This is a genomic window from Mesobacillus sp. QJM3NY_10, assembly GCF_056173465.1.
The window spans coordinates 3,936,350-3,955,357 of sequence record NZ_CM149675.1; the positions used below are offsets into that span (position 1 = coordinate 3,936,350).

Below are 19,008 nucleotides of genomic sequence, written 5' to 3' on the forward strand. Positions count from 1 at the left end.
GCCCAAAGAATTTTTCAAAAAGAAACAATAATCTTTAATTTATGCCAGAACACGAAATTTGTTTCATGAACGAAACCTTTGGTCATTTATATGACCAAATGATGGTCTAACACTAAAATGTTTCCTTCAGCCAACTTTCGGGGTGCAGAACTCCATTTGTAAAAATAATATATGCATTAGGATTAAAAAGTTTCCTTTGGTAAACATTTTATCGCAAAGGAAACTTGACCTGCAACTAAATAATTTTAGAATTTTTATAATTCGCGCCATTTTTCATTAAAAAAACCCCTGCTAAACGTTGCAGAGGCTCAATAACTAACTATAGATAACTTTTAATTTCATATTCTGCTTTTTTCTGCTCCAACCAGTTTGGGTACTCGGCCTGGATCTTCTGGTCGAATAACAAATCCTTAATTTCTTCCTTATGATCATCAAAATTTGCAGCCTTCGCTGCTTTTTTATCAACAAGCTTGATGATATGGTAACCAAACTCTGTTTTTACCGGCTCACTAATTGAATCGACTTCCAATGCGAATGCAGCCTTCTCGAATTCTTCAGCCATTTCTCCTTTTCCGAAATACCCGAGGTCTCCGCCGTTAGCCGCATTGGATGAATCTGTTGAATATTCTTTTGCCAATTCAGCAAAGTCTTTTCCATTATCAAGCTCTTCCTTAAGCTTCTTGGCCGCTTCCTCATCTTCTACCAATATATGGCTCGCCTTCACCTGTTCCTGTTGGTCAAAAGATTCCTTATTTTCCTCGAAATAGGTCTTCATTTCTTCTTCAGTCACTTCAATGGAAGTTCCAATCATTTTTTCTGCTAGCAGGTAAGTTTCGATATCCTCCCGGATTTTGTCCATTGAAACCTGGTTTTGCTCAAGTGCCGAAGCGAATGCTTCTTCGCCGCCATATGATTCCTGCAATTTTGTAAGTTCTTCATCTATCTCATTCCCGGTCACCTTTACCTTTTCTTTTGAAGCTTCCATTCCAATCACTTTGTTTGTGATTAAGGAGTCCAATATATCTGCACCATACATTTCTGTCAATTTCGTATTCAGTTCTTCCTTGGTGATTTTCTCCCCATCAATGCTCGCTGCAGTTTCTGTTTTGGTAAAAGCTGTTGCAAAAATTAAGAGAAGTCCTAAGAAAACCGTTGTAAATACCATTAAGAGTTTATTATTTTTCATAAAAGAAATCATTATTTTCCTCCATTTATTCTGCATTAGCAGCAGACAATGCTACCTTTAAAGTTTGCTGCTTGCCGTCACGATATATTTTCAATTCGACATTGTCGCCAGTTTCAAGTTTCGTATACATGTATCTTCTTAGATCACTTGCATTCCTTACTTTTTCATCATTGATCCCCACGATGACATCTTGTTCCTGGAGTCCTGCAGCAGCAGCCGCAGAATTAGGGTCAACATAGGTAACCATCGTCCCAGAGTCCACGTTCTCTGGCAGATTGTCGAGATACATATCTGGAATTTGCGCCAAATCAGCAAGGCTAACACCTAAATATGGACGCTCTACTTTTCCTTTTTCAATCAGCTGGTTGACGATTGGCAAAGCTTCATTGCTTGGGATTGCAAACCCGAGGCCTTCCACGCCATTTTGCGAGATTTTCAAGCTGTTGATGCCAATCACTTTTCCATTCGTATTGATTAATGCGCCGCCGCTGTTGCCTGGATTGATTGCTGCGTCCGTTTGGATAACGTTCATTTCCCATTCCCCTGCAGAGGTCGGAACTGAAATCGAACGGTCTACCGCACTGACGATTCCCTGAGTCACTGTCCGCGATAAGTCGAGCCCAAGCGGGTTGCCGATCGCCAGCACCTGATCGCCAGCTCTTAATACAGATGAATCTCCAAATTCGATGACATCCGCTGCTTTGGCTGCATCAATTTTGACAACAGCTAAATCAGTCAATGCGTCTGTACCGACAACTTCTGCATCAACTTTCTCACCATTGTACAGGGAGACCTCAACCTTTGAAGCACCTTCAATCACGTGGTTGTTTGTGACGATGAAAGCACTGCTTCCTTCTTTCTTAAAAATAACGCCAGAACCAGATCCACTCTCAACATTGCCCTTGCTTTGGGAAAATGGATTGCTTTGCGATTGGATATTCGTGATGCCGACAATTGATTTCGAAGAAGTTTCAATGATATCAGCAATCGATCCAGAGCTTTTAGTCGAAGTTGGTGTCGTGACGATATTTGAATTACTATCTGTAGCTGATTCAGTTTGAGGCTGCAGCTGAGTTCCTGCATCTGTTTCTGTAAAATTCACAGCCGCTAGTGTAATCGCCGAACCGACTACCCCAGCCATAACAGTGGACATTATGCTTTTGAATTTATTTGATTTTTTGACCGGCACCGGTTCCTGGTACCGGGAATGCTGTTCAAATTCGTTCATGGTTTTTCCTCCTCGCTTCTAACTTGTCTTCATCTTAACCAGAAATTATGAACAAATTATTAACAAACTGCGGCGAGGTTTTTAAAATATGGGGAAGATTTTTGTTGTGTTAAAGGTGGGATTACTCCAGGGGCTACCAAACGAAGTATTTTCCATCGAAGAACAAAAAGCGCAAGCGCCTCGTTCAGCCCCGACAAGCGCTGGAGGGCCGACCAGTGAAGTCGTTCTTTGACTTCATTGGGCGGACCGAAGCGCCTCGAGGGGCTAGGCGCTGGAGCTGGATTAAGAAGACTACACGTAGTTATCCACAAACAGAAATTTTCATAATTACTTAAAAAATAAAACTGCAGACAATTTTGCCTGCAGCTTCATAGAAGGATTACATTTCAATATTCTTCATCAAATTAGCCATTTCAATGGCGGACATTGCAGCGTCCCAGCCTTTGTTGCCCGCTTTTGTGCCTGCGCGTTCAATTGCTTGCTCGATTGTATCGGTAGTCAGGACTCCGAAGATTACAGGGACTCCTGAATTCATCGCTGCAGCTGATACACCTTTTGCTGTTTCATTAGATACGTAATCGAAGTGTGGAGTGGATCCGCGGATGACTGTACCTAATGTGATGACCGCGTCATATTTATTGCTTTTAGCCATTTTTTGTGCAACCAATGGAATCTCGAACGCACCTGGGACCCACGCTACATCAACATTGCTTTCCTCAATCCCGTGTCTTTTCAACGCGTCCTGAGCGCCGCCCAAGAGCTTGCTTGTGATGAATTCATTGAAACGCCCTACAACGATACCGATTTTAAGACCTGTTCCTACTAAATTACCTTCGAAAGTTCTGTTCATGTCCTATTCCTCCAATTATATTGTTTAATTTTCATTAAAAATTAAGTAAATGGCCTAATTTGCTATGTTTTGTTTTTAAATAATTTTCGTTTTCTTCCCTTGTAGGCATTTGGATTGGTACCCGGTCGACTACTTCCAGGTCATATCCCTTAAGCCCTTTGATTTTCCTTGGGTTGTTGGTCAGCAATTTAATTTGCTTGATGCCAAGGTCTTTTAAAATTTGGGCACCAATTCCGTATTCACGCAGGTCTGCACCGAAGCCGAGCTTTTCATTAGCTTCTACGGTGTCATAGCCTTCTTCCTGAAGTTTATACGCACGAAGCTTGTTCATCAGGCCGATGCCTCTGCCTTCCTGGCGCATGTACAGAAGGACACCTCGCCCTTCCTTGTTAATCTGGTTTAATGCCGCATGCAGCTGCGGGCCGCAATCACAACGGAAGGAGCCGAACACATCTCCTGTCAAACATTCAGAGTGTACTCTTACCAATACTGGTTCATCAGGGTCGATTTCACCTTTTACCAGGGCAATATGTTCTTTGTCATCTACTACGTTTGTATAACCGACTGCCTTGAAGATTCCAAACTCAGTAGGAAGATTGATCTCAACTTCTCTGTTAATCAGCTGGTCCTTCCGGTTGCGATATTGAATAAGATCTTTGATCGTGATCATTTTCAACTCGAACTGATCGGCAATTTTTCGGAGTTCCGGGACTCGAGCCATTGTGCCGTCTTCATTCATGATTTCACAGATGACGCCTGCAGGCTTGGCACCGCTTAATTTAGCCAGGTCCACAGCCGCCTCTGTATGGCCGGCTCTCCTTAGTACTCCGCCCTTCTTGGCAACGAGCGGAAAGATGTGTCCTGGTCTTTTAAAATCAGCGGCCTTTGATTCTGGGTCAAGCATGCTCAATACAGTTGCCGAGCGTTCAAAAGCAGAAATGCCGGTTGTTGAATACTTATGGTCGATGCTGACGGTAAAAGCCGTGCCGTGTGGATCCGTATTCCGTGATACCATCGGCAGTAAATCCAGCTTCTGGGCCAAATCCTGTTCAATTGGCACACAGATCAATCCCCTGCCATGCGTCGCCATGAAATTAATCACATCAGGTGTCGCCTTCTCCGCCAGAGCGATGAAATCTCCTTCATTCTCCCGGTCTTCATCGTCACAAACGATGACGACATTTCCTTGCATCAGTTCGTAAATGGCCTCTTCAATTGGATCAAACATTTTTCATCACCCTCACATAAACCCGTTATCCTCTAAGAACTGGGCTGTAATATTGTTCCCTCGTTTTGGAGCTGCTGGTGCCTGGTTACTTAAAAAGTGCCCTACATACTTGCCGATCATGTCACATTCAATGTTGACGATATCACCTGTACCCTTGAATCCTAAGACTGTATCTTTTAAAGTGAGCGGGATGAGCGATAAGGTCAAACTGTCTTCCGATATTCCGAAAACAGTCAGGCTTGTACCATCAACAGCGACGGAGCCTTTCATGATGACATACCTCAGCAATTCAGGATCCACTTGAATTTCATAGTAAACTGCGTTCTCAATTTGCTTTTTCCCTTTGATCGTTCCGACGCCATCCACATGGCCGGCGACAAAGTGGCCGCCGAATCGGCCGCCCGCTGCCATCGCTCTTTCCAGGTTTACCTTCGATCCTCTTTTTACCGTTTTCAGACTGGATGCTTTGACCGTTTCCGGCATGACATCCACAGTAAATCTGCTCTCAGTGAAGGAGGTGACGGTCAGGCATACTCCGTTAACAGCAATGCTGTCTCCAAGATGGACATCTGTCAGCACTTTTTTCGCATCAATTGTCAGGACGAATGATTCACCGCTATGCTGGATGTTCGCGACTGTCCCAATTTCTTCTATAATCCCAGTAAACATACAAACCTCCTTCTATACCGGCTCAGCAATGATCCGGATATCCTGGCCAATTTGTTTGACATCCTTAATTTCCAAAGGAACTGTATCCTCGAGTCGGGCAATGCCCGCGCCTCCGTATGCAGCAGGAGCATTTTTCCCGCCGATCAGCTTTGGAGCGATATAGGTGATTACTTGCTGAAAGGCTTTTTCTTTTAAAAAGCTGCCATGGACCTCTGCTCCGCCTTCTACGTAGACAGAAGTGATGCCCCGGTCTCCCAGTTTTTTCAGCATGTCATGAATCCCAATTTTCTCAGTTTCCAGCTTGATAACCTCAATGCCTAGCTCAGTAAATTGCTTTATCTTATCCGGATTTACTCTTGCTCCGGTCACAATAATCGTATCGGCAGCTCTATCATTTGCGATCCTTGAATCCAGCGGGGTGCGAAGGGTGCTGTCCAGCACGACCCTTACCGGATTTTCCCCTCCAGCTTCAAGTCTGGTCGTCAGGCTCGGGTTGTCTTTTATAACGGTATTGACGCCTACTAAAATCGCGTCATGTGTATGACGGAATTGATGAACGTCCTTTCTTGCTTCTTCTCCTGTAATCCACTGGCTCTCTCCCGTTACTGTAGCAATTTTCCCATCAAGGCTAGTGGCTGACTTCAGCGTTACATAGGGCAAGCCAGTGTTTATGTAATGAAAAAACACTTTATTCAGCGCTTTCGCTTCTTCCTCCATTAACCCAACCTGGACATCTATGCCTGCATCGAGCATCTTTTTCACCCCTGCTCCGCCGACAAGCGGATTCGGATCGACCGAGGCGACAAAAACTTTCTTAATGCCTGATTCGATAACCAAATTCGAACATGGCGGCGTCTTTCCGAAATGATTGCATGGCTCGAGTGTCACATACAATGTAGCTCCTTCAGCCTTTTCACCCGCCATTGTGATCGCGTGCACCTCAGCATGGTGTTCTCCCGCCTTCAAGTGGGCACCCATGCCAATGATCTTGCCGTCTTTTACAAGAACAGCACCAACCTGGGGATTCGGGGAGGTTTGTCCTTCAGTCGCACTGGCGAGATTGATGGCTAGTGCCATATAATCCTGGTCATTCACCTGACTACCTCCTTTCTAATTTTTCCTTGGGGCAATTAAAAAATAAAAAGACCCCGAAACAAAATTGCTTCGGGGTCCTAAAAAAGGCAATGGCAAACTAGAGAGTTAAAAAAGGGCATACTGATCCCGTTCTTTTAATCCTCGTTTTTTTCCTTCTCCCATCCAGACTTTAACTGTCGGCCCTGGAGTTTCACCAGATCCACCGTTTAACAAATGTTAACCGGGTCACGGACTAAGAAGCGAAAGCTTCATCACCGCCGGTTGGGAATTTCACCCGACCCCGAAGGAATGTATTAAGTTAAAGTTGATTATACAGAACTTTAAGTTAAATGAAAAACAAAACAACCTTTTATTTTTTCATCAACTTCTCAATCGTAGTCAACAGCTCATCAACCACTTCATTGTCGCCTTCCTGGATCCGTTCGACAATGCATGATTTCATATGGCCTTCGAGCAAAAGTTTGGCCACACTGTTCAAAGCAGCCTGTGTTGCCGAAATCTGCGTGATGACATCGTCACAATACGTATCTCTCTCAATCAGGCCTTTAATGCCACGAATTTGTCCTTCTATCCGATTCAATCTCGTCACGAGATTCTTTTTCGTTTTTTCAGAGTGATGGCTCTTTCGTTCTGATGAGCAACAGCTGTCACCACATTCAGATGGGTTCACTTCGGGCTCTAAAATGTCCATCTAAAAACCCCCTTATATCTTTTAATCTTATTTTATCATACCCCCATGATTTACTTAATCGCAAATGCCAGATGGCCCTTGCTTCGCCCCGTCATCTCCCTTACTTTGTATATTTTGGCAAATCAATTGGAATAACTACTTCTAACAATTAAAGCTTACTTACCTCAATAAAAAGTGGTGTAGTTATGAAAAAATTTAGGCTACCGAAGAGCTTCCATCAGGATACGAAAGACCAAGCTATTTACAATAGCATCTACCAAAGTGTGAAATCTGTGTTCGAACATACAGCAGATTTTAAAGAATTGAAATTTTCTAAAGGTGACATATCCTTTATATTTTGCTTTCTTGAAACCTTAGTCTCAAAAGAACATTTCAATGAATATTTATTGGTACCATTGTTCGAACATGGGTCTAGTGTCAGCAGGGAAAATTTACAATCTTTAAATGGCGTGGAAAATCCCGATTACAAAGAACTTATAGAAGGTATCCTTGACGGTGGATATGTGTTGTTTCTATGTGGCCGTAATGAATCCTGGCTATTCAAATTTCCTAAAAGTAATCAAAGGGCGATACAAGAGCCTCAGAACGAAAATGTTGTCCGTGGCTCTCACGATGGTTTCATAGAAAATCTCGAGGTAAATATCAGTCTCTTAAGACAAAAAATCAAAGATCCTGATTTTACTGTTAAATATCACGTGTTAGGTGAAAAAACTAGAACAAAGCTTGCAGTTGTGTTTATTAGAGGAATCGCTGACGAGGAGGTTGTCGCTGAAGTAGAAAGAAGATTATCCTACATCTCAACTGATATGGTAATAAGCCCAGGATACATTGAAGAATTCATTGAAGACGATCCCTTCTCTTTGTTCCCACAAATCATTAACACCGAACGGCCTGACAGGACTATGGCAAATTTAATGGAAGGGAGGATAGCTTTGATTGGTGAGGGTAGTCCTACTGCATTAATTCTTCCAGTGACGTTTTTTTCATTTTACCAATCATCCGATGATTACAACAGCAGGTGGATATCGGCGACCTTCATCAGGATGCTAAGATATGTAAGCTTTATTATTGCGATTACTTTTCCGGCATTTTATATCTCAATAATTGCATATCACCTAGAAGTCATTCCACATGAATTGATTTTGTCATTGAAAGGATCAGTGGAAGGAATACCTTATCCCCCATTGTTGGAGGCCTTCTTAATGGAGATTACGATTGAACTGATCCGGGAAGCAGGAATCAGGCTTCCAAAGCCTGTTGGTCAGACAATTGGCATCGTTGGTGGTCTTGTTATCGGAGATGCTGTAGTCAGTGCCGGGCTCATCTCTAACATAATGATAGTCATTGTGGCTGTAACGGCTATTTCTGCCTTCGTCGTTCCCTCAAATGAAATGAGCACGACAGTTCGCTTGATCAGGTTTCCACTTATGGTTGCTGCATCATTCATGGGGTTTGTCGGTTTGATTTTTGGGTTGATCATAATTTTCATCAAGCTTTGTAAATTAGAGTCATTTGGTGTTCCTTTCTTTTCTCCGCTGGCTCCATTGCACCTAAAGGACTTAAAAGATACATTCCTCAGGCTGCCGCTTTGGAAAATGAATGATCGACCAAAAAACTCCCGTGCTATAAACACTAAAAGACAGCGGGATACAAGAGGATGGAAGATAGATGGACAATAATAAAGATATGATCACATATCAGCAATATTTCTTCTTGCTCATCCATACCCAATCAGGGGTTGGCGTACTTTCGCTACCATATGATATGCATAATTCTGTCCATTCAGATGGATGGATTTCCATTCTCATTGCCGGAGTGCTGGTACAGGGTTTATTAATTGCTTATTTGCTCCTATTCAAGAGATTTGACTCACAAAACCTTCTTGAAATATCTAATTTGCTACTTGGCAAAAAGATAGGTAAAGTAATCTCTCTATTTTACTCCCTATATTTCATAAGTGTCGGAAGCTTAATTTTAGTTCTTTATATTGGGATTATCGACCGATGGATACTTCCCTATACACCTAACTGGATTATTGGGGCGTTATTGGTTCTGACTGGGATTTATTTATGCATAGACGGTTTGAATGTATTAGCTCGTTTTTTTACGTTGGTTACACCCCTAATGGTTATTCTCTTTTTGCTAGTTTCCTACACATTGAAAGATGCAAACATATACTACATCCTACCGATCGGCCAGAGTGGCATAAAAGATATATTTTTTGGTAGCAAAGATGCCTTCCTGTCCATGCTCGGATTTGAAGCAGTCCTAATGATTTTCCCGTTAGTAATGGGGTCAAACAGAAAAAAGTTCAAGGCAATGACTTTTGCAAATTTGTTTATTACGCTTTTATATGCCTATCTGCTACTCGTCAGTTTCATGTATTTCAGTCCAGATGAATTGAAGATTATACCAGAACCTCTGTTATATATGCTAAAGTCTTATACCTTTAAGGTCATTGAGCGAACGGACTTGTTATTCCTCTCAATATGGATAATCATGGTTTTCACATCTTTTAGTAGCTATCTGTTTTTGGCAGCAAAGTGTGGCAAGAGTTTATTTAAAAAGGCACAACATAAAAAGCTGATTTATTTTGTTGCTTTAATTTGTTTTGGATTATCGTTATTTGCAGAGTCCAATATTCTTTTCGCTAAATCTATGAGTGGATATATAACAAAAGCCAGCTTCGCCTTTCTTCTTTTCCCTATTCTCTTACTGCTTGTCTCATACCTGTTTAAAAAAACAGCGAAAGGAAAGATCCACTATGATCAGGCCAAGTAATTTCTTATGCATCGCATTCATGACAATCTTTTTAAGCGCATGCTGGGATCAAAATTTATTGAAGGATGTAAGGTTATACTTGGCTGCCAGTTTTGACTTGGATACGGATGGAAGAATAATCGATACAGTTTCTTCCCCGATTATAAAAAAGGCAGACCAAGGAGAGGGATCAGCAGAAACCTACCAGATTATCACTGGGATTGGAGATACACCTAGAAAAGCAAGAGGAGATATAGACAAAAGAGTTTCAAAAACATTTGATGCCTCAAAACTCAGAGTACTCATTATTGGAAATAAACTAGCAAAAGAAGATATATATCCAGTTCTTGATTTATTTTATCGAGACCCAAAAAGCTCCCTTAGCGCTAAAGTTGTTATTGCGGAAGGTATGGGGAAGGGAATTCTCGAGCTTAATATTAAGGACCAAAAAATAAGTGAATACCTATTTGAGCTATTAGAAAGCCAGGAGGATTCATTACTTATACCAGAGGAAAATATCCAATCGATTTGCGCTGAAATGTTTGATCCAGGTGAAGATTTGAGTCTCCCTTATATAAGCCAGGAAGAAGGTGGGACTTTGGCAAATGTAGAAGGAATAGCATTATTTAATGAACGTAAATTTACAGGACATATTTTATCAGGTGATGAGGCGGAAATATTTCTATTGATGGACGGCCACACTGGGAAGACAGTTTCCTTCACAAAGAAAATTGCAAATCACGATGATTCTGATCTTCGTGAATTTGTTTCTCTCAATGTGAAAAAAGCAAAGAAAAGGTTGGAAGTAACGATTGAAAATGAAGAAGTAAAAGTTAACATCAATCTAAAATTAAAAATTTCACTTACTGAGTATGCCAGAAATCAATTGTATAATAAACAAGAAATCAAGTTTCTGAATGAAGAGCTTTCTGAGATACTCACAAAAGACGCAGAAACTGCCATAAAGAAACTTCAAGAAGCGAACAGCGACAGCTTCGGCATTGGCCGGCGACTTATTTCGCTCCACAATGATTATTGGCAGCGCGTGGATTGGAAAAGTGTATATCCAAATATTTCAATCACCCCAAAAGTGAATGTAGAAATTATTGGACATGGAATAATAGAATAGGCGATCCAATCCCGGATATTCTCCTGCCTCGATTTTCCAGTGACCCGATATTAATTCAAAGATACTCCCATTGAACTTCCCATAATTAAAGGATGTTCAATGGGAGCATTTTTATTTCCAAGTTAAATCTCTGTATTTTCTCTCCTTGAATATACAATGAACAGAAGCTCTCTTGACATCCCTGCCGCAAACAGGCAGCCTGCGAGAAGCGCCAATGTTCCGTACAATGGGTCTGTCACCTTTGAAAAAATCAGTTGGACATAGAAGTAAAATCCTGCTCCGATGGCTAGAATGAGTAAGGTATTCAAAAAGTATCGGTACATTTTTTTGCCTCCTGAACCTTATATTATTTAAAACAATATCATAGACTCTACTAGTTGGTTATTGGGAAATTTACTGTCGAATACAGTTGAGAAATGAAAGGAGTGTCCAAAAAAATTGAAACAAAAATCTACAGCAATCATCATATTTTCACTCGTTATCATCTTAGCCATCATTCCGTTTTTTCATACTGAAGAACCGCCGGCCAGGGCTGTTGAGCAAAGTGGTGAGTTGTCCACAGAAATAGGTAAGCTGTTAACAAATGAGCCGGTACTAGATGGAGCTTTGGCTGGTGTCAGCATCAGGTCTGCCGAAGAGGGAAAGCTTTTGTACGAGCATATTGGGGAAACTCGGTTGCAGCCTGCTTCGGTGCTGAAAATGTTTACAGCTGCAGCGGCGTTTTCAGTCTTAGGGGAAGAATACCGCTTTACAACCGAAGTACTGGCAGATGGAAAAATTGACGGCGGGACTCTTGCGGGTGACCTTGTTCTAAAAGGAATGGGTGATCCGACCCTGCTTCCAGCAGACTTTGATAAAATGACACTAAAACTTAAGCATAAGGGAATCAAGAAGGTCTCTGGCGATTTAGTGGTTGATGACAGCTGGTATGATGATGTCCGTTATTCTAAAGACCTTACCTGGAATGACGAACATCAATATTATGGAGCCCAGGTTTCTGCCCTTACTGCTTCGCCAAACCAGGATTATGATGCAGGCACTGTTATTGTCAATATTTTACCAGGCAAGAAAGGAAAAGCAGCAAACATTTCACTTGAACCTGAAACCGATTATGTAAAAATCTTAAATGAAACGGTAACAGTAGATTCCGAGGGAGAACATGACATAATAATTGAACGAGAGCATGGGTCGAATAGTATTTTAGTAAGGGGAACGATCCCGGCTGGCGCTCATAAAGCAAGAGAATGGGTTGCCGTCTGGGAGCCTTCCTTGTATGCAGGAAGTCTCTTTAAAAAGTCATTAGAAGAACATGGGATAAAAGTAGTTGGGAAAATTATAACGGGACGTGCGACAGAGACAATGACCAGGTTAATTTCTCATAAATCAATGCCGCTTGCAGACCTGATGATACCATTCATGAAATTAAGCAATAACGGACATGCTGAAGTGCTTGTTAAGGAAATGGGCAAGGTCGTTCATGGTGAAGGCAGCTGGGAAAAAGGACTTGAGGTTATGGCTGCTGAGCTTTCCCGTATCGGGATTGACACCAGCCGGCTTGTTTTGCGGGACGGATCCGGAATCTCTCACTCTAATCTCATTCCAGCCAATGAAATCACAAAACTGCTATACCTTGCACAAAAGGAGAAATGGTTCCCTGCTTTCCAACATTCACTTCCAGTTGCCGGAGTTGAGCTCAGAATGGTCGGAGGAACAATGCGTAATAGGCTGAAAGAAGAGCACCTTAAGGATCGTGTATCCGCTAAAACAGGGACACTGACAGGTGTAAGTACGCTAGCCGGATATGTAAAAACAAACAGTGGGGATACTCTTATTTTTTCTGTTTTGCTGAATAACCTGCTGGATGATCGAGATGGCAAGAAGGTTGAGGATCAAATCGTCACGATACTCTCGAGGCAATCTTTCTAGAAATTACTATACCCTATGTGGATGAACTGGACTTCATAAGGGTATCTTTCGCCTGGAATGGTACCCTTATGTGGATGAACCGGACTGCATAAGGGTGTCTTTTGCCTGGAATGGTACCCTTATGTGGATGGATTGACCTGCATAAGGGTATCTTTCGCCTGGAATGATACCCTTATGTGGATGGATTGGCCTGCATAAGGCTATCTTTCGCCTTCAATGGTACCCTTATGTGGATGAACCGGACTGCATAAGGGGATCTTTTGCCTGGAATGGTACCCTTATGTGGATGAACCGGACTGCATAAGGGGATCTTTTGCCTGGAATGGTACCCTTATGTGGATGGATTGACCTGCATAAGGGTATCTTTCGCCTGGAATGATACCCTTATGTGGATGGATTGGCCTGCATAAGGGGGTCTTTTGCCTGGAATGGTACCCTTATGTGGATGAACCGGACTGCATAAGGGGATCTTTTGCCTGGAATGGTACCCTTATGTGGATGAACTGGACTGCATAAGGGTATCTTTTGCCTTCAATGGTACCCTTATGTGGATGAACCGGACTGCATAAGGGTATCTTTCGCCTGGAATGATACCCTTATGTGGATGGATTGGCCTGCATAAGGGTATCTTTCGCCTTCAATGGTACCCTTATGTGGATGAACCGGACTGCATAAGGGTATCTTTTTTCTGGAATCGTACCCTTATGTGGATAGATTGGCCTGCATAAGGGTATCTTTTTTCTGGAATCGTACCCTTATGTGGATGAACGGTCTTCAGAAACGATATCTAATCTAGAATACTCCTTTATTTTGCTTTAGTTATATAGCGAGAAGACGGTCCATACCCGTCCAATGTATAGTTTTCTAAAAGAATGTTCCTTATGGCTTTCTTCGTTTTAATAGAATCACACCATTCATGAACCATATTGACTGTTAATGCTTCTTCTGGAAAAAGTAATAGGATATCCCTAACGCTTCTCAATACTGCTTCATGAATATTTTCCCGCTTCCCGCAATTATTGCATATTAATGTTTTTCTCGTGACTATTGTATTCAATGTATGACAATGAGAACAGGCTATTCCCTTCTTCAATTTCTCGAAGTTATATTCAGGGAGTCTCTTATACGGTGAATCGTGGGAATGCAGGGAAAGCAGCCTATCTGATAGATTTGTATGAGTATTTTTTATTGGGGTAAGTTGTTTTTGCAGATTATGAAGTAGTCTTGGAATCTGGTTAGGAAAGATAATTGGTAAATTACGCGGAGCTTGATAGAGGTAAAAGTTCGGGTTCACGAAGACTAGAGTTGATTCGATATTAATGTTGAATCCAAGGTCTCGTACCAGCCTTCGCAGAAGAGACTCTGCTCTTTCCATTTGTTGTAAAGGATTCTTGATTTCTACTCCATTGTTTGTATACCACCTATCCCCTTCAGTATAATAATCGCCTTCGAAATACTTTACTTCAAACAAGTGGATGATCTTGGAGATGAATAGGGAATCGATTTGAAATTTGGTATTCCCATGTTCAAGGAGCAGGTCATTCATTACCAAGAAGCCTTTTTCAATCTCCTTCATCCTGCGATCAAAAATTACTTCTCCTTCATAACCTTTTTCCAGGTAGAGATAGTTACTGTATTCTTTCGGAGACAAGTTCATTCGGGCATTCAGTATCCTCAGAATCTGCAGTTCAAGGGATTCAACACGTGATTTAACTATCAAAAAACATTCCTCCATTCGCTATGTATTGCAATTAAATAGTATGTTTTATTTGAATATTTAACAAGTTTTTTTACTTTGAATGTCATGCAAAAAGTTTCCGCATAACCAATTGAGAAAAAGCCGTACAGATTGAGAATCTGCACGGCTTTATCCGGCCTAATTCATGAAAATTTGGTTACCCTTTGGTAAGATTACTTAGCAAATCTATGATTTCCAATTGTTACGGTCACTTCTCTTGAAAACACCCATTTACTTACTGCTGTTTTAGGGTTGAAGAAGAACAATGAGCCACTTCCTTGCCCTCTGAATGCTAGCGCTTCTTTTACAGCTTTCTTTGCTTCTGCATCTGCCGGCTTATTGATCGCGCCATTTTTTACAGGAGTGAAAGCATAGTAGCCGTTTGCCTTTTCATAGACAACTCCCTTTACTGTGTTAGGGAAATCTGGGCTTGCTACTCTATTCAAGACAACAGTTGCTACTGCTACTTTCCCTGCATATGGCTCGCCTTTTGCTTCAGCGTGGACCAGCCTTGCAAGCAAGTCCTGATCTGCTGCAGATACGGCTGAAGCCGGGATGGTCAACTTTTGTCCTGGATATAGTAGATTGCTAGTTCTATTGTTCGCTTTCTTCAATTCTGTCAGTTGCACACCATATTTGCTGGCGATTCCCCACATCGTATCTCCTGTTTTCACCTGGTAAGTTGCCGCTTCAGCAGCTGCACCCGTTGAAAATAATGATAAGGATACCACCGCTGTCAGCGCTGCCAATGTCTTTTTCATTTTTCTCATTTTCCATACCTCCCAGTAATGTTGCTCTCTTTCTCTACTAATAAGGCTAGCAGTTGTAACATAGTTATTCATTGCCCAATAAGTACCAGAAAGGATAAATGGAGGCCACCCATTGAAAACGCTTGATTATTTTTAAACATAGAAATTTATTCCACTTTCACGAACCTTCCTTGAATAACCATACTTGTAAGTTTACGGCTCAAATTTTACATAGTGTTACAGGTTTGTAACCTAGTAAATTGCTACCTTATATAAATTAAACCATCACGATATCTACTAACAGGATCATCACCTATTAAAGCGTAAGATTTATATTTATTGGCGAAAAACAAATTATTTCGACCACATTTAGCAATATATCAGGGATTTTTAGTTTTATCGACCACATTTGAAGATATATCGACAACTTTCCCCAATATATCGACCACTCCACAGAATAATCGACCAAAATCAAAATGAGAGTTTTACATTATATTAATTTCTTAATTAAAATAATTATAATTAAGTATTGATTTTTAATTGAAAGATGTTATCATTTAGTTATAAATTAAATTCACTATAAAGGCGGGATCATGATGAGCAATAATCAAAATAAACATCTTACTACAAGCTGGGGAGCGCCGGTTGGGGACAACCAGAACTCCATGACTGCGGGACAAAGGGGTCCTACTCTACTACAAGACGTACACTTGCTGGAAAAATTGGCCCACTTTAACCGTGAGCGTGTGCCGGAGCGTGTTGTGCATGCAAAAGGTGCTGGAGCACATGGCTATTTTGAAGTAACAAATGATGTGTCAAAATATACAAAAGCTGCTTTCCTATCAGAGGTTGGCAAAAAGACACCTCTATTCGTCCGTTTTTCAACGGTTGCTGGTGAACTTGGATCAGCAGACACTGTCCGTGACCCGCGCGGTTTCGCGGTGAAGTTTTATACAGAGGAAGGAAACTATGATATCGTCGGGAACAATACTCCAGTATTTTTCATCCGTGACGCGATCAAGTTCCCTGATTTTATCCATACACAAAAGAGAAACCCGCAAACACACTTGAAGGATCCAAATGCAGTTTGGGATTTCTGGTCACTATCTCCTGAAGCATTGCACCAGGTAACCATCCTGATGTCCGATCGCGGCATCCCGGCTACCCTACGCCATATGCACGGTTTCGGCAGCCATACGTTCAAGTGGACAAATGCCGAGGGCGATGGCGTCTGGATCAAGTACCACTTCAAGACAGAACAAGGCGTGAAAAACCTTACAGCAGATGTAGCCGCTAAAATTGCAGGCGAAAATCCTGACTATCATACAGAAGATTTGTTCAATGCGATTGAAGCTGGGGACTTCCCTGCATGGAAGCTATATGTGCAGATCATGCCACTTGAGGATGCAAACACATATCGTTTCGATCCATTTGATGTCACAAAGGTATGGTCACAGAAAGACTATCCATTGATTGAAGTCGGCCGCATGGTATTGGATCGCAATCCTGAAAATTATTTCGCGGAAGTTGAGCAGGCTACATTCTCTCCTGGAACGCTTGTACCGGGTGTCGATGTATCACCTGATAAAATGCTTCAGGGCCGCCTATTTGCATATGCTGATGCACACCGTTACCGTGTTGGTGCAAACCATAATCACCTGCCAATCAACAGGGCAAAATCAGAAGTGAACTCCTACCAGCGTGACGGACAAATGCGCTTTGACGGCAATGGTGGTAAAACAGTAAACTACGAACCTAATAGTTTCGGAGGACCTACTGAAGTGAGCGAACACAAGCAGGCAGCCTTCCCTGTCAGCGGCGTTGCCGAAAACGTGGGCTATGACCACCATGACCATTACACACAGGCCGGTGACCTGTACCGCTTGATGAACGAAGAAGAACGAGAGCGCCTAGTTGCGAATATTGTCGCTGCGATGAAGCCAGTTCAGCGCGATGATATCAAACTGCGCCAGATCGGCCACTTCTACAAGGCAGATCCTGAGTATGGAACACGCATTGCTCAAGGATTGGGCCTGCAGGTTCCGCAGGAAGTTTAATATTACGAGAAACGGATACCCCTAAATTGGGCATCCGTTATTTTTTTCTAATATAGGCTGATGAGTTTTAGAAAGTTCTATTGGAAAAACTCAGGAGAATTTCTCGAAAAAATGTCCGTTAGACGCACTCTATTGGACAAACTCACGACGATTTCCTGAAAATGCGTCCATTAGAAGCACTCTATCGGACAAACCCCGGACGGTTTCCTCGAAAAAGTGGCCGTTAGAACACCTCTATCGGACAAACCAGGCCGGTTTACTGGAAAAGTGGCCGTTAGAATGCCTTAACAAATAAAGCAGGCCGATATATACCGGCCTGCTTCCGTCTATTATTCATTAAAACGTATGTGCCAAATCCTTAGCACGCGCGATTCCGTTTTCTTTGATTTCCTGTGCTTTTTCTGGGTTTGCATTGTGGCCTTCCAGGTATAGGCCTTCAATTGAAGGTACACCGAAGAAGTTCATGATCGTTTCGATATAGCGGTGTCCCATCTCCATGCTGGCCGCCGGTCCTTCTGAGTAGTAGCCGCCACGAGCCTGGATATGAAGAGCTTTTTTGTCTGTCATTAATCCGACAGGTCCTTCCTGTGTATATCTGAATGTTTTGCCTGCTACTGCTACCGCGTCCAGGTATGCCTTCATGACTGGCGGGAATGAGAAGTTCCAAAGCGGTGTCACGAAAACAAATTTGTCTGCTGCTGTGAACTGGTCAACCAGTTCAGCCAGACGGCCTACTTTTGATTGTTCAGCTGCTGTTAGCGCCGAGAACTCAGTTCCTTTTTGCAGTTTGCCCCATCCGCCTAATACGTCGGCATCGATGTGGGGAATGTTTTCTTTAAATAGATCCAAATGAATGATTTCATCATTCTGGTTTTGTTCTTTGTACGTATCAATGAACGCTTTTCCTGCTGCAAGACTGAAAGATTGTTCTTCAGTAAGCGGGTGTGCTGTGATGTATAAAACTTTAGCCATGTTGTAATTCCACCTATCCTTTTAATTTAACGCTATTTCGTGAAATATAAATCTCGAATTTAAAATAGCTTACTTCGAGATATTAATCCGTTTTTAATGAAAGGTCAAAAGAAATGCTTGTCTTCTTATCTTAAAGATCTTAGTGCACCGCTCCATGCCTCAACCTCATCAAGCATCGCATTGACATTATCTAGGTGCAGTGCTTGTGGCTTGAATTCTGTACCATTCTCAAAGTCTGTAAATAGTGATAGTGTTGGATGTGTACGAACGTCAGCAATTTTTAATTCACCACAGATTCCTCTTAAATGCTCAGCTGCTCTGGCTCCACCCGTTGAACCATAACTTACGATTCCTGCAGCTTTGTTATTCCATGCTTCGCGTGCAAAATCAAGAGCGTTCTTCAAGGCACCTGTAATACTGTGATTATACTCCTGGACGATAAATACGAAACCATCAAGGCTTGCAAGCTTCTCATTCCAGGCAGCAATTCCAGGCTCGGAACCGTCAGTTGTGCCCAGGAAAGGCAAGTCAAAATCAGCGATGTCCACGATCTCATAATTTACATTTTCTCGTTGGTCAGCAATCCCCTTCACCCATTCGCCAACCTGAGGGCTTACACGGCCCTGTCTTGTACTGCCTAAAATAATTCCTAGGTTCATTTTTTCAGTCATCATCGTTTCCTCCTTTTTATTACTGCCAAAAAGCTTTCTTAAAAAACTCATTATTTTCA

The 19,008-nt window shown here is 42.0% G+C and carries 17 protein-coding genes and 1 riboswitch; of the genes, 5 read left to right on the forward strand and 12 right to left on the reverse strand.

Annotation, left to right across the window (positions count from 1 at the left end; translation table 11 throughout):
* Positions 1-319: 319 nt before the first annotated feature.
* From AC0VX7_RS19895 to AC0VX7_RS19925, 7 genes are all read right to left on the reverse strand, one after another.
* Positions 320-1,198, reverse strand: coding sequence for a peptidylprolyl isomerase (locus AC0VX7_RS19895; RefSeq protein WP_475425578.1), 879 nt, complete (start codon positions 1,196-1,198; stop codon positions 320-322).
* A gap of 13 nt (positions 1,199-1,211) precedes the next feature.
* Positions 1,212-2,414 carry a S1C family serine protease gene (locus tag AC0VX7_RS19900; RefSeq protein WP_475425579.1) on the reverse strand — a complete coding sequence of 401 codons (1,203 nt, stop codon included), beginning with the start codon at positions 2,412-2,414 and terminating at the stop codon, positions 1,212-1,214.
* A gap of 379 nt (positions 2,415-2,793) precedes the next feature.
* Entirely contained in the window at positions 2,794-3,264 is a 471-nt protein-coding gene (ribH, locus tag AC0VX7_RS19905) for a 6,7-dimethyl-8-ribityllumazine synthase (protein WP_475425580.1), read from the reverse strand.
* Positions 3,265-3,298: 34 nt separating this feature from the next.
* Positions 3,299-4,492, reverse strand: a complete 1,194-nt coding sequence (locus tag AC0VX7_RS19910; RefSeq protein ID WP_475425581.1) for a bifunctional 3,4-dihydroxy-2-butanone-4-phosphate synthase/GTP cyclohydrolase II — start codon at positions 4,490-4,492, stop codon at positions 3,299-3,301.
* 12 nt (positions 4,493-4,504) lie between these two features.
* Complete coding sequence (ribE, locus tag AC0VX7_RS19915; protein ID WP_475425582.1) at positions 4,505-5,161, reverse strand: riboflavin synthase; 657 nt, start codon at positions 5,159-5,161, stop codon at positions 4,505-4,507.
* A 12-nt stretch (positions 5,162-5,173) separates the two neighbouring features.
* Complete coding sequence (gene ribD, locus AC0VX7_RS19920; protein ID WP_475425583.1) at positions 5,174-6,256, reverse strand: bifunctional diaminohydroxyphosphoribosylaminopyrimidine deaminase/5-amino-6-(5-phosphoribosylamino)uracil reductase RibD; 1,083 nt, start codon at positions 6,254-6,256, stop codon at positions 5,174-5,176.
* Positions 6,257-6,402: 146 nt separating this feature from the next.
* Positions 6,403-6,548, reverse strand: a riboswitch (FMN riboswitch).
* A gap of 57 nt (positions 6,549-6,605) precedes the next feature.
* On the reverse strand, positions 6,606-6,947 hold the full coding sequence (locus AC0VX7_RS19925; RefSeq protein ID WP_041968086.1) for a metal-sensitive transcriptional regulator: 342 nt from the start codon (positions 6,945-6,947) through the stop codon (positions 6,606-6,608).
* Positions 6,948-7,132: 185 nt separating this feature from the next.
* Between AC0VX7_RS19925 and AC0VX7_RS19930 the strand changes: the two genes are divergently transcribed.
* The 3 genes from AC0VX7_RS19930 to AC0VX7_RS19940 are packed head-to-tail and all read left to right on the forward strand — an operon-like array spanning position 7,133 to position 10,836.
* The gene (locus AC0VX7_RS19930; protein ID WP_475425584.1) at positions 7,133-8,626 is read left to right on the forward strand and encodes a spore germination protein; all 1,494 of its coding nucleotides are present in this window, start codon (positions 7,133-7,135) and stop codon (positions 8,624-8,626) included.
* Positions 8,616-9,728: a GerAB/ArcD/ProY family transporter gene (locus tag AC0VX7_RS19935; protein WP_215033779.1), complete on the forward strand. Its 1,113-nt coding sequence runs from the start codon at positions 8,616-8,618 to the stop codon at positions 9,726-9,728. The genes AC0VX7_RS19930 and AC0VX7_RS19935 overlap by 11 nt, the downstream gene beginning before the upstream one ends.
* On the forward strand, positions 9,712-10,836 hold the full coding sequence (locus tag AC0VX7_RS19940; protein ID WP_286180944.1) for a Ger(x)C family spore germination protein: 1,125 nt from the start codon (positions 9,712-9,714) through the stop codon (positions 10,834-10,836). The genes AC0VX7_RS19935 and AC0VX7_RS19940 overlap by 17 nt, the downstream gene beginning before the upstream one ends.
* Before the next feature lie 122 nt (positions 10,837-10,958).
* On the opposite strand, the gene AC0VX7_RS19945 is transcribed toward AC0VX7_RS19940, so the two are convergent.
* Positions 10,959-11,159: a hypothetical protein gene (locus tag AC0VX7_RS19945; RefSeq protein ID WP_475425585.1), complete on the reverse strand. Its 201-nt coding sequence runs from the start codon at positions 11,157-11,159 to the stop codon at positions 10,959-10,961.
* A 115-nt stretch (positions 11,160-11,274) separates the two neighbouring features.
* Here AC0VX7_RS19945 and dacB point away from each other — a divergent pair, with 115 nt between their 5' ends.
* Positions 11,275-12,762: a D-alanyl-D-alanine carboxypeptidase/D-alanyl-D-alanine endopeptidase gene (dacB, locus tag AC0VX7_RS19950; protein ID WP_475425586.1), complete on the forward strand. Its 1,488-nt coding sequence runs from the start codon at positions 11,275-11,277 to the stop codon at positions 12,760-12,762.
* An 805-nt stretch (positions 12,763-13,567) separates the two neighbouring features.
* Here the strand turns inward: dacB and AC0VX7_RS19955 are convergent.
* Positions 13,568-14,482, reverse strand: coding sequence for an NERD domain-containing protein (locus AC0VX7_RS19955; protein ID WP_475425587.1), 915 nt, complete (start codon positions 14,480-14,482; stop codon positions 13,568-13,570).
* Between the two features lie 191 nt (positions 14,483-14,673).
* On the reverse strand, positions 14,674-15,261 hold the full coding sequence (locus AC0VX7_RS19960; RefSeq protein WP_215033827.1) for a cell wall hydrolase: 588 nt from the start codon (positions 15,259-15,261) through the stop codon (positions 14,674-14,676).
* Between the two features lie 584 nt (positions 15,262-15,845).
* Here AC0VX7_RS19960 and katA point away from each other — a divergent pair.
* Positions 15,846-17,306 carry a catalase KatA gene (gene katA / locus AC0VX7_RS19965; RefSeq protein ID WP_475428209.1) on the forward strand — a complete coding sequence of 487 codons (1,461 nt, stop codon included), beginning with the start codon at positions 15,846-15,848 and terminating at the stop codon, positions 17,304-17,306.
* Between the two features lie 336 nt (positions 17,307-17,642).
* Here katA and AC0VX7_RS19970 read toward each other — a convergent pair whose 3' ends face one another.
* Positions 17,643-18,278, reverse strand: a complete 636-nt coding sequence (locus AC0VX7_RS19970) for an FMN-dependent NADH-azoreductase (RefSeq protein ID WP_475425588.1) — start codon at positions 18,276-18,278, stop codon at positions 17,643-17,645.
* A 125-nt stretch (positions 18,279-18,403) separates the two neighbouring features.
* Complete coding sequence (locus tag AC0VX7_RS19975) at positions 18,404-19,000, reverse strand: NADPH-dependent FMN reductase (protein ID WP_475425589.1); 597 nt, start codon at positions 18,998-19,000, stop codon at positions 18,404-18,406.
* Between the last annotated feature and the right edge of the window lie 8 nt (positions 19,001-19,008).